This window comes from Arthrobacter sp. H20, assembly GCF_000520515.1.
In the GTDB taxonomy this organism is placed as follows: Bacteria; Actinomycetota; Actinomycetes; order Actinomycetales; family Micrococcaceae; genus Arthrobacter_D.
Genome location: NZ_KI914718.1, coordinates 22637 through 42588, shown reverse-complemented (window position 1 = coordinate 42588; position 19952 = coordinate 22637). Strand labels below are relative to the sequence as shown.

Here is a 19952-nt window from a genome sequence, read left to right as displayed (position 1 = left end):
CAGGTGGCGCGGCGTCCAGACCGCAGTTCTAGCTTAGCGGCACAATATCTTCGACTCCCATTCGGGCACTGTCCGCCAGTACGTCGTCGGGCTGCTCCTGGCTCAATCGCTCGGCCTCGACGCGGGCGAGGTAGTGCTTGACCTCACGGTCAACCTGCGCGTCACTCCACTCAAGGAACGGCGCCATCAGCGCTGCGACCACCGGCGCTGCCGACACCCCGCGGTCCCATGACTCGATGGAGATCCTGGTGCGCCGGGTCAGCACGTCATCCACATGGCGCGCGTTCTCGTGGGTGACTGCGTACACCACCTCTGCCCCAAGGTAGTCATCTGCCCCCGGCAGAGGCTCACCCAGCGACCTGTCCTCGCGGATCAGCGCAAGGATGTCCTCGGCGTGGCTTCCGTAGCGCTGGAGGAGGTGCTCCACCCTGGCGACGTGAACTCCTGAGCTTTCAGCCATCCTGGCCCTCTTGTTCCAGGCTGCTTTGTATCCTTCAGCTCCCAGCAGCGGGACCGTCTCGGTGCAGCTGGCGGGGACCCTTTCATCAAGGGCCCTGGTCGCCTCATCCACCGCGTCCTTGGCCATCACCCGGTAGGTGGTCCATTTACCCCCGGCCACTACCACCAGGCCTGGCACAGGGTGCGCCACCACATGCTCCCGGGAGAGCTTGGCGGTGGAGTCACTCTCTCCGGCCAGCAAGGGGCGAAGCCCGGCATAAACACCCTCTACGTCCTCCCGTGTGAGAGGCCGGCGCAGCACTTTATTGACGTGCTCGAGCACGTAGTCGATGTCTTTTGACGACGCGGCCGGGTGCGCTTTGTCCAGTTCCCAGTCCGTGTCAGTAGTTCCGATGATCCAGTGGCGCCCCCAAGGAATCACGAACAGCACAGACTTCTCGGTGCGCAGAATCAATCCAACAGTGGACTGGAAACGGTCCCGCGGGACAACCAGGTGGATGCCCTTCGACGCCCTGACTTTCATCTGACCCCGGTCGGTGACCATGGCCTGGGTTTCGTCGGTCCAGACTCCTGTCGCATTGATGACCTGCTTGGCGCGAATATCGAACAGGTCGCCGGTTTCCTGGTCCTTCACGCGGGCACCAACCACCCGTTCCCCCTCGCGAAGGAAATCAACCACAGCGACCCGGTTAGCCACCCTGGCCCCGTAGTGATCCGCGGTGCGCACCATGTTCACTACATACCGCGCGTCATCAACCTGGGCGTCGTAATAGCGGATCGAACCGACCATTGCGTCCTCTTTCAGGCTCGGGGCAGCCCGGAGGGTCCCACGCCGGGAGAGGTGCTTGTGCATGGGGACCCCGCGCGAGTTGCCTGATGTCATGCCCATCGTGTCGTACAGCAGGATGCCGGCGCCCACGTAGGGTCGCTCGACGAAGCGCTTGGTCAGTGGATAGAGGAAGGGCACCGGACGGACCAGGTGTGGGGCGATCCGCTGAATCAGGAGACCGCGCTCCTTCAAGGCCTCCTGTACCAGGGCAAAGTCGAGCATCTCCAGGTACCGCAGACCACCGTGGATCAGCTTGGACGACCGGGACGAGGTGCCCGAAGACCAGTCACGGGCCTCGACCATACCCACCTCAAGTCCACGGGTCGCAGCGTCGAGCGCCGAACCTGCACCGACGACGCCGCCGCCGACAACCAGGATATCCAGCTCCTTGCCGGACTCCGAGGTGGCTTTCAACGCTGCGAGCGCGTCTTCACGGTTCTGGGGGCTAAGTGCACCTGATGACATGGCGGCGATCCTTCGTCGGTCCGATACTACGTTCCCCAACCTTAGCAATCAGCCGTTGGAAAGGTAGGGGGAAAGGACCACTTCCACCCGCTGGAACTCCTTCAGATCCGAGTAACCGGTGGTGGCCATCGCCCGGCGCAGGGCTCCGATCACGTTGGAGGTTCCATCAGTGTGGTGGGAGGGCCCCCACAGCACCTCCCTGAGCGGGCCAACCGTCCCGATATTCACCCGGTCACCCCGGGGCAGCTCATCATGGTGGGCTTCCTGCCCCCAGTGCCAGCCCTGACCGGGCGCTTCGTCGGCGCGGGCGAGCGCCGAACCGAGCATGACGGCGTCGGCGCCCATGGCAATCGCCTTGACAATGTCGCCGCTGGCGCCCATTCCGCCGTCGGCGATCACGTGCACGTAGCGGCCGCCTGACTCGTCCATATAGTCACGCCGGGCGGTTGCCACGTCGGAGATGGCCGAGGCCAAAGGCGCATGGATCCCCAAGGCTCGCCGCGTCGTCGTCGTCGCTCCCCCGCCGAACCCAACCAGCACCCCTGCCGCACCAGTGCGCATCAGGTGAAGGGCTGGGGTGTAGCCGGCTGCCCCGCCGACGATGACCGGGACATCGAGTTCATAGATGAACTGTTTGAGGTTCAGCGGCTGGTCGTTCTTCGAGACGTGCTCGGCGGAGACAGTGGTGCCTCGGATCACGAAAATGTCAACCCCTGCGGCCAGGACTGTCTTGTAGAACTGCTGGGTGCGCTGCGGTGTCAGCGAGCCCGCCACCGTAACACCGGCCTCCCGGATTTCGGCAAGCCTGCTGGTGATTAGGCCTTCCTGGATCGGGGCGCTGTAGATTTCCTGCATCCGTCGGGTCGCCGCCGGGCTGAAGTTCTCCGTGCTAAGACCCGCAATCTCGTCGAGGACTGGCTGGGGATCCTCATACCGGGTCCATAGGCCCTCAAGGTTGAGCACACCGAGACCGCCGAGGCGGCCAATGGCGATGGCAGTTGACGGGGACATGACTGAATCCATGGGCGCAGCAATCACCGGCATCTCAAACTGGTACGCATCGATCTGCCACTGCACTGACACATCATGCGGATCACGGGTGCGCCGCGACGGGACCACCGCCACGTCATCGAGTGAGTATGCCCTGCGTCCGCGCTTGCCTCGGCCAATTTCTATCTCGTTAGTCACGCTTCAAGGTTATCCCAGCGGCGCGGGCAAGGACTCCGCGGCGGTCCGCTCCAAGCTGACTGCGCTGTCTGGGGAGGCCATCGGGCGACTTAGACTGAGAACTCCGACTGACCACAGGTGGTAAGCGTGCTTTCTTTTCCCGTCCCGAGGGGACTAAAGTGGATGGCAGCCTAGGACAGGAGCCTGCACGGTCCGAGTTCCACCGATCTTCACCAGTGAAGGAAGTGTTGACATGCAGGAGCTGGAGCAATGGCCCACCGGGAGGCTATTGACCACTGCGGCGCGTTTGGTTGATCATGCCTGGAACGCGGGCTTGAGTGATCTCGGCCTCACCCATGCTGGTTTTACAGCACTACGGGTGCTGCAGGATAACGGCCCCATCAATCAGACCAAACTTGCCCAGCTGATTCGTGTGCAGAACCAGACCATGGGCAAGACCATTGAGAAGTTACAGGTTAACGGCTATGTGGAGCGCGCCCGTGGCGAGGTGGATCAGCGGATCCAGATGGTCTCGGTCTCCGAGTCCGGCAGGACTGCGTTGGCGAGGGCGCAGAAGATAGAACAGTCACTCGTTGCCGGGGGCGGTCTCCTCTCCGAAACCCTGCGCACCGAGCTGAGGAACCTGATCGACGAGTTGGGTGCGGGGCGTACCGGTGGGCCCCAAACCGCAGGCTGAACTTCGGCACAGCTTTCGCCGTAGAGTTGATCCTGCAGGAATTGTTCGAACACTCTCCTCGAAAGGCACTGGGCTATGGGTAATAAGAGCAGGCTTTCTCCGGAAAAATCATTTCCGGCGGACTTGGCACCCCTGGAGGACAGCCAGGTGGAAATACTGAACAGCAAGGTTCATCGCCAGCTGGACCATGAATACACCCAGGATTACGAGCCCGACCCGGAAACCGAGTCCCGTCATGAGGAGTTGCGCGCAGAGCTTGACTACCGCGCAACCGGAGGCAACGAATCGCCTACCGACGGGCGGGACGCCCAGGAGTCGTCAATTCAGGAGCCGCAGGACACGGCAACAGCCTAAATCCCGTGCCTAGACACCTGCGGCAGGGTTTGGGTCGAGGCCCAGCTGGCTCTCGAACATCCTGAAGTACCGTCCCCGACGGTTCACCAGCTCGTCATGGGTACCGGTCTCCGCTATTCGTCCGTCCTCCAGCATGTAGATCACGTCGGACTTTTCAATTGTCGCAAGCCGGTGACTGATGGCAATGATTGTGTGTTCCTTGTCCGCAAAGAGTCGGCTAAAGATCCGGTGTTCGGCCAGGGCATCGATCGCCGATGTGGGCTCGTCCATCACAATGAATGGCGCGCCCCGGTAGAAGTTGCGTGCCATGGCGAGGCGCTGCCATTGCCCGCCTGACAACCCACTCCCTTTGCGTCCCCTCGGGTCTTCCATCCAGTTGCTGACGTGGTTTTCAAACCCCTGAGGGAGGCTGGAGATGAAGTCGCTGGCCTCGGCGTCCTGGGCTGCCCGCTGCATCCGCGCATCGTCCCTCGGCAGGGAAACGTCGCCGAAGTAGATGTTGTTGGCCGCAGTCGCAAACTCGTACTTCAGGAAATCCTGCGACATGACCGCCAGGCGTTGATGCCAGGATCTGATGTCCACTGTCCTGAGGTCCTGCCCATCGAGGAGTACCTGGCCGGACTCCGGTTGGTACAACCCGGCAAGAATCCGAATGAGCGTCGATTTTCCGGCGCCGTTCTCCCCAACGATAGCGATGTGCTGGCCCGCCCTGATGGTCAGGGAAATACCCTGTAGCACCTGAGTGCTGCCGCCCGTGTACGTATAGGTGATGTCCGACAGTCGCACCTCGGCTGGCGCCTCCGCCAGGACCGCCCCACCACCGACGGCCGTCGGATACTTCATGAACTCCTCATAGTCCTTCAGGTTGGCTAGATCCTCATCAATGGAGCTTAGCGAACTGACCAGCGAATTGGCGGTTGAGAGCGCCCTGCTCACGATCTGCTGGATGTAGAGGAACTGCCCGACGGGCTGCGCCCTTGAAATGATCTGGCCCACCACCCAGATCAGCGCTACCACCTCGGCGCCGTACTGGAGTGCATCGGCGAGCAGCTGTTTAGAGATGTAGCGCTTCTGGAACTCCAGCCGGCGCAGTTCGTCAGCGTCTCGCAGCCGGGAACGCAGGTCCATCAGGTACTTCACAATGCCGTAGAGCCTCATCTCGGCAATGTGCTGAGGGCGGATCAGGTTCGTCTCGATCAGCCGTCTCTGCCGTCGCGAATCCACTTGCGTATTCCAGTGAGCCATCTGTTCACGGGACAGCTTGAACTGCAGATAGACACTGGGAATGATAGCGATCAGGACAACCAAAGCAACCCACCCAGCTGACCAGGAGCAGCGCCCCGATTGCCAGAATCACCGATACCAGCTGGGTGAAAATAGCCGCTATCCGGTCGAGGACCCGCGCATATGAGTCCGAGAAGCGTTTGGCCCGGTCATAGAGGTCAACAGTTTCCTTGTCGTCATACCGCCAAAAGTCCAGTGCGAGAAACCGCTCGTACATCAGGTCGCCAACCACCGCACCCACCCTGAAGCTCATCACTTGCTGGATGTACCGGTCCACGCTGCTAAAGGCACCCCAGAGCAGACCCAGCCCAGCAGTGATCAGCACGTACACCACCGCCTGCGCTCCGGCGTCGGGGTTTCCGGCGTATGCCTCGGCCAGGGCAGTGGTGGTCAGGGCAGCGAAGTAGGTGGTGACCAGCGGGAGGACTGCGGCAATCAGCGATCCGATGACCTTCATGATGACCGCACCCGGCGAAGCCTCGAAGCTGACCTGAAGGACCTGCCCAACCGCACGCGCATAGGGTCCAAGCGAGAGCCTCGGCCGGGGCTCCCGCGGCGGTCGAAGCTCGCTATCAGACATGGGGTCCGTCAGTCATCGATTCCCGGTTCGCGTCGACCCAGACTTCTGGTGCTACTTGGTGCCGTAGTTGGGTGCCTCGACAGTCATCTGGACGTCGTGAGGATGTGATTCCTTGAGCCCGGCGGCGGTAACCCGGACAAATTTTCCCTTCGCCTTCAGCTCTCCGATGGTTCGCGCACCCGTGTAGAACATGGTCTGCCGCAGGCCCCCGACAAGCTGGTAGGCAACCGATACCAGCGGTCCCCGATAGGCAACCCGGCCCTCCACGCCCTCGGGGATCAGCTTGTCGTCACCTGTGACATCGGCTTGGAAGTAACGATCCTTCGAGTAGGAGGTGTTCTTGCCGCGGGTCTGCATGGCGCCAAGGGATCCCATGCCGCGATAGGTTTTGTACTGCTTTCCGTTCACGAAAATCAGTTCCCCGGGCGCTTCGGCAGAGCCAGCCAGCAGGGAACCGAGCATTACGGTGTCGGCGCCGGCGACGAGGGCCTTGCCGATGTCACCCGAGTACTGGAGACCGCCGTCGGCAATCACTGGGACACCAGCCGGAATCGCTGCTTTGGCTGACTCGTAGATGGCGGTGACCTGGGGCACCCCAACTCCCGCCACCACCCGGGTGGTGCAAATGGAGCCCGGGCCCACCCCCACCTTGATGCCGTCGGCGCCGGCGTCGATCAGTGCCTGTGCGCCTTCGCGCGTTGCTGCCTGGCCGCCAATAATGTCCACGTGGTCAACCGACCGTTCGGCTTTGAGGCGGGCGATCATCTCCAGCACACCGGCGCTGTGTCCGTTGGCGGTGTCGACGAAGAGCGCGTCAACTCCAGCATCAACGAGGGTCATGGCTCGCTCCCAGCCGTCCCCGAAGAAGCCGATTGCAGCGCCGACACGCAACCGGCCCTCGTCGTCCTTGGTGGACAGGGGGTACTGCTCCGCTTTAGTGAAGTCCTTAACAGTTATCAGTCCGCGCAGTACACCGTCGCTGTCGACGAGCGGAAGCTTCTCAATCTTGTTCTTGGCCAGCAATCCGATGGCTTCTTCACCGCTGATACCGACCTGGCCGGTCACCAGCGGCATGGGAGTCATGACCGCACTGACCAGTCGGTGTGGCCATTCATGTTCGGAGACGAACCGGGTGTCCCTGTTCGTGACGATGCCGAGCAGTCGGCCGGCGGCGTCGACCACTGGGAGCCCGGAAACCCGGTAATGCCCGCACAGCTCGTCGAGTTCAGCAAGAGTGGCGTCGGGACCAATGGTGACCGGGTGAGTGATCATCCCAGATTCGCTGCGCTTCACCCGGTCCACCTGTTCAGCCTGGTCCTGGATGGACAGGTTCCGGTGAATGACGCCAAGGCCGCCCTGACGGGCCATCGCGACAGCCATCCGGGCTTCGGTCACGGTGTCCATGGCGCTGGACAATAGCGGGGTCTGGACGGTTATGCGCTTGGAGACACGCGAACTGGTATCGGCTTCCGACGGGATCACATCGGTGAGGCCGGGCAGGAGCAGGACGTCGTCGTACGTCAGGCCAACGAATCCGAATGGGTCGTGGGTTTCGTCGCGCTGGGACGGGTGGCTCACTGCGTCGCCTCTTTCTCAGATGGGTCTGTGGTTAGAAGCCGGCCGAGGAATGATCGGGCTGCCGGACTCTAATCCTAAAACGATTGCAGGGTGCGCCCTATTCCACGAGCGTGGAGTTGGACACATCACCAGCAGATCAGCCGTGGAGAGCACCATCGATCTGGTGGGCGATCACCCGCTAGCTGAAGTTAGCCCTGACCGTCGCGTTGTTGATGAGCAGTTCGCTGTCCCGCTGCACCCCTGAAACATTTCATGAACCTCAGCATCCTGCGATGGGGAGAACTGCCCACCACATGAGCGCACCCCCGGTCCGAGGACCGGGGGTGCGCTCATGTGGTCTAGTCCGTGTGGGGACTAGTGGCTGTGACCTTCTTCGTCAGTCTCGGGCTTCTCGACCACCAGTGTTTCGGTGGTCAGAATCAGGGCCGCGATTGAGGCAGCGTTCCGCAGCGCTGAGCGGGTGACCTTGACGGGGTCGATGATGCCGGCGTCGACCAGGTTCTCGTAGTCGCCGGTAACGGCGTTGAAGCCATGCCCGGGCTCTAGTTCCTCGACGCGGTGCACCACAACGTAGCCTTCGTGGCCGGCGTTCTCCGCAATCCAGCGCAGTGGCTGGGCCAGGGCCCGACGCACCAGGTTGATGGCGGTTGCAGCATCGCCTTCGAGAGCGAGCACCGATGCATCGGTGTCCAGCGCCTTGGAGGCGTGAATCAGGGCAGCGCCGCCACCGGCGACGATTCCCTCATCGAGAGCAGCACGTGTTGCCGACACGGCGTCCTCGATGCGGTGCTTCTTTTCCTTGAGCTCAACCTCGGTAGCTGCGCCAACCTTGATGACTCCGATGCCGCCGGCCAGCTTGGCCAGACGTTCCTGAAGCTTCTCGCGGTCCCAATCGGAATCGGTGCGCTCAACCTCGGCACGGATCTGGGCTACGCGGTCAGCAACATCGGACTCGCTGCCAATGCCGTCAACGATCGTGGTGGTGTCCTTGGTGACGGTAATCCGGCGTGCGGAACCCAGCACCTCCAGGCCCACCTGGTCCAGCTTGAGGCCGAGGTCAGGTGAAACAACCTGGGCACCGGTCAGCGTGGCGATGTCCTGCAGCATTGCCTTGCGGCGGTCGCCGAAGCCTGGCGCCTTGACGGCAACCACGTTCAGGGTGCCGCGGATCTTGTTGACCACGAGGGTGGACAGCGCTTCGCCGTCGATATCCTCAGCAATGATGAAGAGGGGCTTGCCTGCCTGCAGTGCCTTCTCCAGCAGCGGCAGGAATTCCTGCAGCGAGGAGATTTTGCCTGAGTTGATCAGGATCAGTGCGTCTTCGAGCACTGCTTCCTGGCGTTCGGCATCGGTGATGAAGTAGGGGCTGAGGAAGCCCTTGTCGAACTGCATGCCCTCAGTGAGCACGAGTTCGGTCTGGGTGCTGGAGGACTCCTCGATGGTGATGACCCCATCTTTGCCGACCTTCTCGAAGGCTTCAGCGATGAGCTCGCCGACCTCGGAGCTCTGCGCGGAGATGGAGGCAACGCTGGCGGTCTGCTGACCGACAACTTCGCGGGCATTCTCGAGCAGGCGGGCGGCAACGGCCTCGATGGAGACCTCAATGCCACGCTTCAGCTGTGATGGTGCCGCGCCGGCTGCGACATTCCGCAGGCCTTCTGTGACCAGTGCCTGTGCCAGCACCGTCGCGGTGGTGGTGCCGTCGCCGGCGATGTCGTTGGTCTTGGTGGCCACTTCCTTGGCGAACTGCGCACCAAGGTTCTCGAACGGGTCGTCCAGTTCGATCTCCCGGGCGATGGTCACGCCGTCGTTGGTGATCGTGGGGGCGCCCCACTTCTTGTCCAGCACGACGTTGCGGCCGCGGGGGCCGAGCGTCACCTTGACGGTGTCAGCCAACTTGTTGACTCCCGCTTCCAGCGCGCGGCGTGCAGCGTCGTCAAACTTCAACTGCTTTGCCATGATGTGTTTCCTCTTCCATTGTGCAAATCCTGCAATATGCAATACCTGGTATTGCATGTGGTCTTTCGTGCGTGTTCCCGCACCGACGAGAGAACCCCGGCCTGTGCGGCCGGGGTTCTCTCGAGGATTACTACTTAACTACGATCGCCAGGACGTCGCGGGCGGAGAGTACGAGGTACTCGGCGCCCGCGTGCTTGACTTCGGTTCCGCCGTACTTGGAGTAGATGACAATGTCGCCCTCGGCTACATCGACAGGTACGCGGTTTCCGTTATCGTCGACGCGGCCTGGGCCTACTGCAACAACTTCGCCCTCCTGGGGCTTTTCCTTGGCAGTATCCGGGATAACCAGACCCGAGGCAGTAGTCTGCTCGGCTTCCAGTGGGCGGACAACAATACGATCCTCAAGAGGCTTAATAGAGACCGACACGCGGACCTCTCCTTCGCTTGGGTGACAAATGGAATTAAGGCCTTCGGATGGCGCTGACCGTCGTCGCGGTGCCGGCTCACGCTTCCCTGAAGGAGTTAGCACCCTCATGGTGAGAGTGCCAACTCCGACTTTATGCATTGGTTAGCACTCGGTCAAGGCGAGTGCTAAATTGCGCTCGCAGCGCAGCCCGATGTCCGGCCCAGATGACTCACGGATTAACGTTCCGGAGGATCGACGCACGGCCAAGTCCTGCGGCAATGCCGACGACGGCGGCGAGGATCGCCGGGAACGCCGGGCCCGTCCCCGGAAGTACCAGGGCTGTCGTAGCAGCTGCCAGGCCAGCGGACACTATTGCGAAGGCAGTCACGTGGCCCCACTGGTTGAGCACCTGCCGCAACAGCAGGCTCAGCACCAGCGCCAGCGGCGCTCCGACCAAGATGGCGACCAAAAGGCTGACCCAGAGCGCAATCCCCCAGACCACCAGTGCTCCCGAATTCTGGCCAATGATCTCGCTTGCCGTACTCACGAGGAGGGTCGAGACAGACCAGATACCGAAGGTCACCAGCCAGCCCTTCAGGAAGGCGCGGGGGCCGATGACCACCCGGCCACCCTTTGAGCTCCGGCTTGTCTCCATACCGCCGCCGCAGCATGGCTGAGTTGTCGGGTCGCTCGTACCGGCGCTGGTCCTCCCCAAAATCCATTGTCGAACACTATCCCCTCCCGCATGCTCACCCATGAAATCTGCCTCCTTGGGCTCTGCCCGTTAGACTGGGGAACTGGCCATCAATGGCATTCCCACCATCTTTCGAAAGCAGTTTCGTGACCCAGCAGGCACAGGCCTCCACCCGCAGCCACAGTGGCATCGCCCAGGAGGCGTCCCGCCGTCGGACGTTCGCAGTCATTTCTCACCCCGACGCCGGCAAATCGACCCTGACCGAAGCACTGGCCCTTCACGCACGGGTGATCGGCACAGCTGGAGCCACCAACGGCAAGGAGAACCGGCGAGAGACGGTCTCCGACTGGATGCAGATGGAGAAGGACCGCGGCATTTCCATCAGCTCCACGGCGCTGCAGTTCTCCTACCGCGATACAGTCATCAACCTGCTCGACACCCCAGGCCACTCGGACTTCTCCGAGGACACCTACCGGGTGCTTGCAGCAGTGGACTGCGCAGTCATGCTGATCGACGCAGCCAAAGGGCTCGAGACCCAGACAATGAAGCTGTTCGAAGTTTGTCGCCAACGCAACATCCCCATCATTACTGTGATCAACAAGTGGGACCGTCCGGGGCTGGATACCCTGGCCCTGATGGATGAGATCACCGACCGCACCGGGCTGATCCCGATGCCACTGACCTGGGCCGTCGGCATCGCCGGGGACTTCCGTGGCGTGTGGGACCTCAAACGCGACGAATTTGTCAGGTTCACCCGCAAAAACGCTGGTGCCTCCCTCGCTACCGAGGAACACCTGAGCCCCGACGAAGCGCTGGCCCAGGAGGGCGACGTCTGGACTGACGCCCTCGATGAAGCGTCGCTCGTGATCGAGTCAAACTCACCGTTCGACAGGGAAAGCTTTCACGCGGGAACCGGCACTCCCGTCCTGTTTTCGTCAGCAGTCCTGAACTTCGGCGTCCAGCACATTCTCGATGCCCTGGTCGATCTGGCACCACCGGCTGGACCACGCAAGGACGTTGATGGCAACCCCCGCCCCGTCGACGCACCGTTCTCGGGATTCGTCTTCAAGGTGCAGGCTGGAATGAACCGGGCCCACCGTGACCACGTCGCGTTCATCAGGGTCTGTTCGGGTGTCTTCGAGCGCGGCATGGTGGTAACCCACGCCAACTCAGGCAAAACCTTCGCCACCAAGTACGCCCAGCAGCTCTTCGGTCGCGAACGGGAAGTCATCGACGAAGCGTGGCCAGGCGACGTCGTCGGGCTGGTCAACGCCTCTGCCCTCCGCATGGGCGACAGTCTCTACATCGAGGAACCGGTAGAGTTCCCGCCGATTCCCCTGTTTAGCCCCGAGCACTTCCGGGTTGCCCGGTCCAAGGATGCCGGTCGCTTCAAGCAGTTCAGGCGCGGGATAGAGCAGCTCGGCCATGAGGGAATCATCCAGGTGTTGCGCTCGGATCTCCGTGGTGACCAGGCACCGGTCCTGGCCGCCGTCGGCCCCATGCAGTTCGAGGTGGTCGCGGACCGGATGGAACACGATTTCGGCGCACCGATGCGGATGGAGCCGCTGCAGTATTCGCTGGCCCGGCTCACCACCCATGACGCGCAGGCAGCGCTGAGCGCCATTCGCGGCACCGAGGTGCTGATCAGGTCCGACGGCGAATACCTGGCGTTGTTCAACGACATCTGGGCGCTGCGCCGCGTCGAGAAGAACTCGCCGGAGATTTCGCTGAGCACCATCGGCACCGATGCCGGGGACGCCAGGGGCTACTGAGATGGCCCCCGACGCCGCGACTGACCTGATTGCGCCGCTCCTGACCCCTGCCGGGTGGGAGCTCCTGAATTCCCTGGAACCCTACGACGAAGCTGACACCCTCCGCCTGAGCACCACACTTCGCAGGGCAGGGCACGACCCCCTGGTCATCTCGGCCGCTCTCACCCAGTCCCGGCTCCGGGCCAAGGCGGAAACGAAGTTCGGGCCATTCGCCGCCCGGATGCTGTTCACCGCCGCAGGGTTGGAGCAGGCCACCCGCCTGGGGGTGGCCGCCCGGCACGCCGAACGCTACGTCACGGCCCGTCTGGAGCGGGTGGCCGATCTCGGCTGCGGCATCGGAGCCGACGCGATAGCCCTCGCTAGCCTGGACCGCCAGGTGACAGCCGTGGAGATCGACGAAACGACAGCAGCTGCAGCCACCATGAACCTCATGCCCTGGCCCAATGCCACTGTGGTCGGCGGCGATGCCGAGTCATTCGACCTCACCGGTTACGACGGCGTCTGGCTGGACCCGGCGCGCCGGACCACCACCACATCGGGCACCACCCGGCTCTTCGATCCGGAAGCATTCTCCCCTCCCCTGTCCTTCGTGGAGCGGCTCGCCGACAGCGGCACACCTCTCGGGGTGAAGCTCGGCCCGGGGATCCCACACGAGGCGGTGCCTGCCGGCTGCGAGGCGCAGTGGGTTTCGGTCGATGGGGACGTCACAGAGTTGACCCTCTGGTTCAATTCCCTGAGGCGGGACGACGTCCGCCGGTCTGCGCTGGTGATCAGCTCTCACGGTGCCGCTGAGCTCAATAGTGCCGCCGATTTCGACGACGAGACCCGCCCGCCCATGGGCGCCCCCGAGGGATACCTGTATGAACCGGACGGCGCGGTAATCCGAGCAGGTCTGGTGGCCGACGTCGCGCGGGGATTGGCTGGACACCTGTTGGACCCGAGGATCGCCTACATCTGCGCCCCGACGCTGCAGGACACACCGTTCGCCCGGGCCTACAGGGTGCTGAGCGTGATGCCGTTCAACGTCAAGGCCCTGAGGGCCTGGGTCCGAGAGAACGGCATCGGCGTCCTGGACATCAAGAAACGTGGCACCTCGGTCACTCCTGAAGAGCTCCGCAAGCAGCTTCTCGCCGGGGCAGGCAAGTCCGCCGGAAAGAAGAAGGCCACGTTGGTCCTGACCCGGATCGGTGAGGACCGGGTGGCAATCGTCGTCGAGCCTGTCGTCTCCGCCGAAAAGTGTCAGTGCTGGATGGAACAGTTAGGCCATGGAAGCGGACACTCCTCATATTAATGGCATTTTGCGTTCGTTCTTTGAGGACGAAAGTGTGGGCCGAAGCTACTACGTCGGCGCGCGGTACTACCGGGTGATGGCCCACCTGTGCCACTACCTCGAGTCGGTCGACGCCGCCACCGTACTCGGCCCCGAATCCGGAACCCTACTCGCAGCCGAACGGGAGCTGAACCCGCGCGGTGCCTTTCTTCGGCTGTTCACCGCCCATGATCTGGTTCACTGCCTGCCTGGCTTTCTCGAGAGCCGATGGTTGCTAAGGAACCACATGGATGCGCGCACCCAGATCAGCCTCACAGATAGGTTATTGCGCTGGATCCGGCACCATTACCCCGATGACATGCACCACTGCGCTGGCGGAATCAACAAGTGCACCGAGGCGATCAGACGCGCGCGGGCCACACAACTGTGGTAGCCGACGTCCCTGGCATACCGGTCACCGGGCCGAAGACAGAAAACCGCTGGTAGCCTCGGCGAGGCTCTGGCGGGCGGCCGCGTCAGAAATGGTCGGGTCACCGTCGCCGAAGATGGACCGATAGGAGCCGAACTGGCTGTGTTCCATCCCATCGATCTCGACGACGTCGGAGGGGATTCCAGCCTGCTCAAGACGCTCCCGAACTACCTCGGTGGGAACTATCTCGTCGCGACTACCGGTCACCGCCAGAACCTCGAGTCCTGGGATGTCCACCAGGACAACCTCTTCCTCCGGGAAGGCGGCCCAGAGCAGCAATCCCTCGAAATCCTGATGGTCGTCAGCGTAGCGGGCAGCGGTAATTCCGCCGAGTGAATGACCGCCGATCCACCATGAGCCCACCGACGGCTCCGCAGCGATGATGTCCCCGGCCGCGTCGTCCCGGAGGGAAGCAAAACCGAACGGCATCTCGGCAAGATACACGGCCATTCCGGTGGCTTTGACGATCGGCGCCCAGGACGGCAAGTAGGCCTCGGCGACGGTCCGCGCCCCCGGGTAGAAGATCATCCCGGTCCCCGTGGACCCTTCGGCTGGAAGCAAGGCAAGGTACCCATCGTTCTCGACCACCCGCAGCGCCGGGTCGGCCCGGACCGCCGCGACCTCGGCCTCTTCGACCGGAGACGGGGTGAGCAGCACCGCAGCTGAAGTACCCAGCACGACGACGATTCCCAGCAGCGTTGCCAGGAGCACGCGGCGAAGCCGTCTAAACTTCGACGAGCGCGCGGGATGCGACATTGTCCAAGAGTACGCTCGAACGTCCTGCCGAGCCGAGCGTCAGCACCCGGTTCCGGCGTCGTACCCCGCCGCTTCTACCGGAAGCCGTCCCGGCGCTGGAGCGGTCCCACTTAGGACAGCAACCACGGCGGCAAAGGCGCCCGGCGTGTTTCCGTAGGCAGCAACTTCCACCGGAGCATCAACCGACTCCAGCCACCAGGGAGCATCTAGCGCGACGGCGATCTCGGCCGGCGCGGCACCGTTGCCGCCGGCGCCGACCAAGGAAACAGTTGTGCCGCCGGGGCCCACGGCGACTCCCGCCGCCTCAGCGGCCTCGGTGAAGCGCTGCACATCAGCCTCAGTCCCTCCCACGACTGAGGCTGTGCCGTTCAACAGGTCCCCCTTGCACTGCCCGGTGAGCACGGTGATGGCTGCAGCTGACGCGGCAGCACTTGCCTCGGTCTGGGTCCCTGGCTCGGCGGGCTCCGCATCGGCGGATAGTTCTGCCTGCCACAGCATCAGGGTGACCACCCTGGTGGCGGCCTCGACCAACCGCTCGTCGGCGAGGTTGCCGTCGTCGACGGCGGCCACAATCGCCGCGTGCGCCGCGTATGAGTCAGTGGGCATCAGGAGGAGGTCCGCGCCGGCTGCGAGCGCGCGTGGAGCCGACTGTCCGGCCGGGTACAACTGCTCCACGGCCGCCATGTTCAGCGCGTCGGTGACGATTACGCCGTCGAAACCCAACCCACGCAACGCCTCGTAGTTGGGGGCCGAGACCGACGACGGCACTCCCGGGTCGAGGGCCTCCACTGCGATATGGCCCATCATCATGACCGGCACACCCGAATCCGCTGCGGCCTTGAACGGCGCCCAGTCGCGGGCTTGAAGGTCTTCCAATGAGCCAGACTGCACCGGCAGCTCCAGGTGGGAATCGACCGGCACAGAGCCGTGGCCCGGGAAATGCTTCACGCTGGGCAGCACACCGGCCTTTAACATGCCGGTGACCGCGGCGGTGCCGAGCTCGCCGACGAGGCCGGGATCATCCGAGTAGGCGCGGGCACCAATCGTTGGGTCGCCGGCTCCGGTTGTGACGTCGATCGACGGAGCGTGGTTCATGGTGAATCCGAGTCCCGCCAGCTCGGAGTTCATTGCCGTCATGGCTGTCTCCAGAAGCGCCGGGGCCCCGGCGGCTCCGTAGGTCATTGGGGTAGGCCAGGCCGTCACTGGCGGACCGAGCCGGGCAACCTGTCCGCCCTCCTGGTCCACTGAGATGACTGCTGGCCAGGTCCTGCCATTGTCAGCTACTGCCTCGGTCAGGCCGGCGGTCACGGCCGCTATTGCGTCGGCATCGACCGTACCGTCCGCGGCGAGCGGCACATTGTCTCCCATGATGATGCTGCCCGCGAGGTGCAGGTCGCGGATGGCCTGTTGCTGGCCGGCCGGATCGGTGCCCGCATAGAATCCCACGATGACCTGCCCTGCCTGCTCTGCAGTGGTCATCTCAGCGACGGCAGCGGCGGCGTCGTCGTAATGGCGAGCGTCGGGGCCCCAGGACAACCGGGAGTCGTCAGTCGCTGACGGCGCGGGGGCCGACGACGTCGTCGGCGGGCTGTCGGACGAGGGTGCGCTACCGCCGTTTCCGGCCGATGTGCAGCCCGCCACGAGCAGAAGGGTGAGAATGGCTAGTCCTGCCTGGGGTAAGCCTCGACGGCGTGAGAGATTCCCAGTGTTCGCCCGGTGGGCTGCGCTTTTCACCCTATCGATGCTACTCCTGCTCTAATATTGGGACAGTTCTCTTCCGCGGATGACGCGATACCGAGGCAGAATTTTCCAGCAGTCCGGTACCGGTCAGGAGCCAACCACATGAAGATCGATTTCGCGCAGTCAGCACAGTCAACACTTGGGGTCGAGTGGGAACTCGCGCTGGTGGACCGCTATAACGGTGACCTGGTCTCGGTAGCCAATCAGGTGCTGCGGGGGGTAGCTGCAAATCATCCCGAGCTGCAGGAGGACGAGGAGCACCCGCACATCAAGCAGGAGCTATTGCTCAACACCGTGGAGCTGGTGACCGGAATCTGCACCACAGTCGCCGAGGCTAAGGCTGACTTGTCCCGCTCCCTGGCAGCCGTCCGCGAGGTCACCGACCCGATGGGTGTGGAACTCTTCTCCGCCGGCTCGCACCCGTTCAGCGTGCCCCGGTCCCAGCCAGTGACCGACAAGGAACGCTACTACAAGCTGATTGACCGCACCCAGTGGTGGGGTCAACAGATGGTCATTTACGGTGTGCATGTGCACGTGGGGCTGGACCACCGTGACAAGGCAATGCCGGTTCTCGACGGTCTGGTGAACTATGTGCCCCATTTCCAGGCGCTGTCAGCGTCATCGCCGTTCTGGGGTGGCGAGGATACCGGGTATGCGTCGCAGCGTGCGCTGATGTTCCAGCAGCTGCCGACGGCCGGGTTGCCCTTCCAGTTTCCCAACTGGACCGAGTATGAGTCCTATGTGCAGGACATGTTCACCACCGGCGTGATTGACGCCGTGAACGAGATCCGGTGGGATGTGCGCCCCGTGGGGAACCTCGGAACCATCGAGATGCGGGTCTGCGACGGGCTGTCAACGCTCCAGGACGTCGGGGCGATCGCCGCGCTGACCCAGTGCCTGGTCGACGAGTTCTCCACCACACTGGACAACGGTGGAACCATCCCGACAATGCCGCCGTGGCACGTCCAGGAGAACAAGTGGCGGGCGGCCCGGTACGGGATGGAAGCCATCATCATCCTGGACGCCAAGGGTAACGAGCAGCTGGTCACCGACCATCTGCTCGAGGTGCTGGATCGGCTGCAACCGGTAGCGAAGAAGCTGGGCTGTGTCGAGGAGCTCGGCGACGTGGAGAAGATCCTGGCCCGCGGCGCCGGGTACCAGCGGCAGCGCCGGATTGCTTCAGAGCACGACGGCGACCTCAGCGCCGTCGTGCTCGACATGGTGGCGCAGCTCCGCGAGTAGCCCCCGCCCCTACCCCCACGCGGTCCGGTGTGGGTGGATGGGTCAGCTGTACACGCTGGTCACAGGCAGCGAGGAGTCAGTGGCGAAGCGCAACCCGGTGGGCTCACCGCCGTTCATCACGATCTGCGCCCCCAGCGCCGCGACCATCGCACCGTTGTCGGTGCACAGGGACGGCTGAGGCACTGTCAGGGTGATGCCAGCGGCAGCACACCGTTGGGCGGTGAGGGCCCGCAGCCGGGAGTTGGCCGCCACCCCTCCGCCGAGCAGCAGGTTGGTGATTCCGTGCTCGCGGCATGCCAGGACGGCCTTGGACGTGATGACGTCCACCACTGCCTCCTGGAAAGACGCAGCAATGTCGGCCACCGGGAGGTCGGCGACGCTGTCAGCCTCGTACTGCTCGACGCAGCGGGCTACAGCGGTTTTTAGCCCGCTGAACGAAAAATCGTACCGGTGCGGTCCGGGTTGCTCAGCCGTGCCCAGGTACTTGGGCTGGGTAAGCCCCCGGGGGAAGCGGATCGCTTTCGGGTTACCCTCCGCCGCGAGCCGGTCAATCGCCGGCCCCCCCGGATAACCGAGTCCGAGGATGCGTGCCACCTTGTCGTACGCTTCACCAGCGGCATCGTCGATGGTACAGCCCAGTAGCTCGACGTCGGAGGCGAGACTGTTCACCCGGAGGATCTCAGTGTGGCCGCCCGAAACCAGCAGGGCGCCGAGATTCGGGGGAAGACCGTCAGGGAACCTGGAGTCCAGCACCCCCACCCCAACGTGCGCGACGAGATGGTTGACCGCGAACAGGGGTTTACCGGTGGCGAGCGCAAGGGCCTTCGCGGCCGAGACACCCACCATCAGCGCGCCCGACAGCCCGGGGCCCGAGGTCACGGCGATGGCGTCGATCTCAGGCAGCGTGACTCCAGCCTCGGCGAGCGCCTGCCGGAGGGTTGGAACAAACGCGTCCAGGTGCGCACGGGATGCAATCTCGGGGATCACTCCCCCAAACCTGACATGTTCGTCCATCGATGAGGAAACGGTATTGGTGAGTAACTGCGTCCCGCGCACTATTCCGACGCCGGTCTCGTCGCAGGACGACTCAATGCCGAGGACCAGCGGATTGTCACGGTTCACAGGATCAGCCTCATCACCCAGGCGTCGACGCCGTCGCGGTAGTACTTACGCCGGGTATGGATATGCTCGAAACCGGTCAGCGTATACAGATTCTGCGCCCTGGGGTTGTCAGCCCGAACTTCGAGGAGCACCTCAGCGGCGCCGCGGTGACGGGCCTCGGCCAACAGCTCGGTCAACATCGCCGTACCGATCCCGCGCCCCTCGAACCCGGGCAGCACACCGATCGTCTGGATGTCAGCTGTTGCGTCAATGCACATCACCCCGGCGTAGCCCACCAGCCGGCCCTCGCTCTCGCTCTCGGCCAGAAGATAGCGGCGTGTCTCGGTCTGGGACACCTCAGCCAGAAACATCTCCAGCGGCCAGGCGTCAACAGGAAACAGCTCAACTTCCAGTTGCGCGACAGCTGGGACGTCGTGCAGCAGGAGATCGCGCAGTGAGAAGCTCATGCGGTAGCCCGCTTTCGGGGGCCGGGGACGCGCGCGTCGGACTCCCTAAGATAGAGCGGAGCGGTGTCCAGCAGGTCCAGCCCGGCGCACAGCCGACGGTAGGCCGAGCACCCCAGCGCCGCGGCGGAGGGATGGACCTCGGTGAAGCCCTCAACCCCGGCCAGCGAGTCCGGGTAGAGTCCTGCGCCCTTCCCATAGACCGGGAGTGGAGGGAGGGACGCCGGTGGCCCTACCAGTGGCCCCTCCACCAGTTCTGGGCGGCCGACGTCGGCCCGGTACCGGGCCCAGTAGACCTCTTGACGGCGGGCGTCGGTGGCTACCAGAAACTCCCCCGACCCCACCCGCACCGCAGCATCCTCGGCGATCGAGTCAAGACTCATCACTCCGTGCAGTGGCAGGTCCCAGACGAAGGCGAGGGTCCTGGCAGTGGCCAGCCCGGCCCGCAGCCCGGTGAAGGGCCCCGGCCCCACCCCCACCACAATCGCGTCAAGATCGACTCCGTCGATCCCCGCAGCAGCCAACAGGTCGGCGACGGCGGGTGCGAGCACCTCCGCGTGGGACCTGGTGTCCTCGGTGGCGAAACTCCCGGTCACGACGCCGTCCCGCACCAGGGCGGCACTTGCAGCGGCGGAGGTATCGAGGGACAAAATCAGCATCCTGCCA

17 protein-coding genes and 1 pseudogene are annotated in these 19952 nt (G+C 63.7%); 6 read left to right on the top strand and 12 right to left on the bottom strand.

The window, feature by feature from the left end:
* Positions 1-28: 28 nt before the first annotated feature.
* Positions 29-1753: a glycerol-3-phosphate dehydrogenase/oxidase gene (locus tag Y703_RS0105470; protein WP_026551904.1), complete on the bottom strand. Its 1725-nt coding sequence runs from the start codon at positions 1751-1753 to the stop codon at positions 29-31.
* Positions 1754-1801: 48 nt separating this feature from the next.
* The gene (locus Y703_RS0105465; RefSeq protein WP_026551903.1) at positions 1802-2941 is read right to left on the bottom strand and encodes a GuaB3 family IMP dehydrogenase-related protein; all 1140 of its coding nucleotides are present in this window, start codon (positions 2939-2941) and stop codon (positions 1802-1804) included.
* 232 nt (positions 2942-3173) lie between these two features.
* Between Y703_RS0105465 and Y703_RS0105460 the strand changes: the two genes are divergently transcribed.
* Together Y703_RS0105460 and Y703_RS18155 are read left to right on the top strand one after the other, a co-directional pair.
* Positions 3174-3617 carry a MarR family winged helix-turn-helix transcriptional regulator gene (locus Y703_RS0105460; RefSeq protein ID WP_026551902.1) on the top strand — a complete coding sequence of 148 codons (444 nt, stop codon included), beginning with the start codon at positions 3174-3176 and terminating at the stop codon, positions 3615-3617.
* Between the two features lie 147 nt (positions 3618-3764).
* Positions 3765-3971 carry a hypothetical protein gene (locus tag Y703_RS18155; RefSeq protein ID WP_253907947.1) on the top strand — a complete coding sequence of 69 codons (207 nt, stop codon included), beginning with the start codon at positions 3765-3767 and terminating at the stop codon, positions 3969-3971.
* A gap of 9 nt (positions 3972-3980) precedes the next feature.
* Here Y703_RS18155 and Y703_RS18150 read toward each other — a convergent pair.
* The 5 genes and pseudogenes from Y703_RS18150 to Y703_RS0105425 all read right to left on the bottom strand — a co-directional run bounded on the left by Y703_RS18150 (position 3981) and on the right by Y703_RS0105425 (position 10433).
* Positions 3981-5835: pseudogene (locus Y703_RS18150) on the bottom strand (ABC transporter ATP-binding protein).
* Between the two features lie 51 nt (positions 5836-5886).
* Positions 5887-7413, bottom strand: coding sequence for an IMP dehydrogenase (gene guaB, locus Y703_RS0105445; protein ID WP_026551901.1), 1527 nt, complete (start codon positions 7411-7413; stop codon positions 5887-5889).
* Positions 7414-7767: 354 nt separating this feature from the next.
* The gene (groL, locus tag Y703_RS0105435) at positions 7768-9372 is read right to left on the bottom strand and encodes a chaperonin GroEL (RefSeq protein ID WP_026551899.1); all 1605 of its coding nucleotides are present in this window, start codon (positions 9370-9372) and stop codon (positions 7768-7770) included.
* 130 nt (positions 9373-9502) lie between these two features.
* Positions 9503-9799 (bottom strand): co-chaperone GroES, encoded by a 297-nt coding sequence (gene groES / locus Y703_RS0105430; RefSeq protein WP_026551898.1) that lies wholly within the window; start codon positions 9797-9799, stop codon positions 9503-9505.
* Between the two features lie 208 nt (positions 9800-10007).
* The gene (locus Y703_RS0105425) at positions 10008-10433 is read right to left on the bottom strand and encodes a hypothetical protein (protein ID WP_155849418.1); all 426 of its coding nucleotides are present in this window, start codon (positions 10431-10433) and stop codon (positions 10008-10010) included.
* A gap of 185 nt (positions 10434-10618) precedes the next feature.
* On the opposite strand from Y703_RS0105425, the gene Y703_RS0105420 reads away from it, so the two are divergent.
* From Y703_RS0105420 to Y703_RS0105410, 3 genes are read left to right on the top strand one after another with little or no spacing between them, the layout of a single operon-like run.
* On the top strand, positions 10619-12244 hold the full coding sequence (locus Y703_RS0105420; RefSeq protein WP_026551896.1) for a peptide chain release factor 3: 1626 nt from the start codon (positions 10619-10621) through the stop codon (positions 12242-12244).
* A 1-nt stretch (position 12245) separates the two neighbouring features.
* Complete coding sequence (locus Y703_RS18145) at positions 12246-13535, top strand: class I SAM-dependent methyltransferase (protein ID WP_253907946.1); 1290 nt, start codon at positions 12246-12248, stop codon at positions 13533-13535.
* Positions 13510-13947 (top strand): hypothetical protein, encoded by a 438-nt coding sequence (locus Y703_RS0105410; RefSeq protein WP_155849416.1) that lies wholly within the window; start codon positions 13510-13512, stop codon positions 13945-13947. The genes Y703_RS18145 and Y703_RS0105410 overlap by 26 nt, the downstream gene beginning before the upstream one ends.
* A gap of 21 nt (positions 13948-13968) precedes the next feature.
* On the opposite strand, the gene Y703_RS18140 is transcribed toward Y703_RS0105410, so the two are convergent.
* Together Y703_RS18140 and Y703_RS0105400 are read right to left on the bottom strand one after the other, a co-directional pair.
* Positions 13969-14739 carry an alpha/beta hydrolase gene (locus Y703_RS18140; protein ID WP_081743405.1) on the bottom strand — a complete coding sequence of 257 codons (771 nt, stop codon included), beginning with the start codon at positions 14737-14739 and terminating at the stop codon, positions 13969-13971.
* A gap of 39 nt (positions 14740-14778) precedes the next feature.
* The gene (locus tag Y703_RS0105400; RefSeq protein WP_343212873.1) at positions 14779-16473 is read right to left on the bottom strand and encodes a glycoside hydrolase family 3 N-terminal domain-containing protein; all 1695 of its coding nucleotides are present in this window, start codon (positions 16471-16473) and stop codon (positions 14779-14781) included.
* Positions 16474-16581: 108 nt separating this feature from the next.
* On the opposite strand from Y703_RS0105400, the gene Y703_RS0105395 reads away from it, so the two are divergent.
* Complete coding sequence (locus tag Y703_RS0105395; protein WP_026551893.1) at positions 16582-17721, top strand: glutamate--cysteine ligase; 1140 nt, start codon at positions 16582-16584, stop codon at positions 17719-17721.
* Positions 17722-17763: 42 nt separating this feature from the next.
* Here Y703_RS0105395 and tsaD read toward each other — a convergent pair whose 3' ends face one another.
* The 3 genes from tsaD to tsaB are packed head-to-tail and all read right to left on the bottom strand — an operon-like array spanning position 17764 to position 19945.
* The gene (gene tsaD, locus Y703_RS0105390; RefSeq protein ID WP_026551892.1) at positions 17764-18843 is read right to left on the bottom strand and encodes a tRNA (adenosine(37)-N6)-threonylcarbamoyltransferase complex transferase subunit TsaD; all 1080 of its coding nucleotides are present in this window, start codon (positions 18841-18843) and stop codon (positions 17764-17766) included.
* The gene (gene rimI / locus Y703_RS0105385) at positions 18840-19289 is read right to left on the bottom strand and encodes a ribosomal protein S18-alanine N-acetyltransferase (protein ID WP_026551891.1); all 450 of its coding nucleotides are present in this window, start codon (positions 19287-19289) and stop codon (positions 18840-18842) included. The genes tsaD and rimI overlap by 4 nt, the downstream gene beginning before the upstream one ends.
* Entirely contained in the window at positions 19286-19945 is a 660-nt protein-coding gene (gene tsaB, locus Y703_RS0105380; RefSeq protein ID WP_026551890.1) for a tRNA (adenosine(37)-N6)-threonylcarbamoyltransferase complex dimerization subunit type 1 TsaB, read from the bottom strand. Before tsaB ends, rimI begins: the two co-directional genes overlap by 4 nt.
* Between the last annotated feature and the right edge of the window lie 7 nt (positions 19946-19952).

Bases quoted from the DNA above. Each gene is read 5' to 3' on its own strand.
- Y703_RS0105470 (WP_026551904.1), bottom strand. From the start codon at position 1,753: ATGTCATCAGGTGCACTTAGCCCCCAGAACCGTGAAGACGCGCTCGCA.
- Y703_RS0105460 (WP_026551902.1), top strand. From the start codon at position 3,174: ATGCAGGAGCTGGAGCAATGGCCCACCGGGAGGCTATTGACCACTGCG.
- groL (WP_026551899.1), bottom strand. From the start codon at position 9,372: ATGGCAAAGCAGTTGAAGTTTGACGACGCTGCACGCCGCGCGCTGGAA.
- Y703_RS0105425 (WP_155849418.1), bottom strand. From the start codon at position 10,433: ATGGAGACAAGCCGGAGCTCAAAGGGTGGCCGGGTGGTCATCGGCCCC.
- Y703_RS18145 (WP_253907946.1), top strand. From the start codon at position 12,246: ATGGCCCCCGACGCCGCGACTGACCTGATTGCGCCGCTCCTGACCCCT.
- Y703_RS0105410 (WP_155849416.1), top strand. From the start codon at position 13,510: ATGGAAGCGGACACTCCTCATATTAATGGCATTTTGCGTTCGTTCTTT.
- Y703_RS18140 (WP_081743405.1), bottom strand. From the start codon at position 14,739: ATGTCGCATCCCGCGCGCTCGTCGAAGTTTAGACGGCTTCGCCGCGTG.
- Y703_RS0105395 (WP_026551893.1), top strand. From the start codon at position 16,582: ATGAAGATCGATTTCGCGCAGTCAGCACAGTCAACACTTGGGGTCGAG.
- rimI (WP_026551891.1), bottom strand. From the start codon at position 19,289: ATGAGCTTCTCACTGCGCGATCTCCTGCTGCACGACGTCCCAGCTGTC.
- tsaB (WP_026551890.1), bottom strand. From the start codon at position 19,945: ATGCTGATTTTGTCCCTCGATACCTCCGCCGCTGCAAGTGCCGCCCTG.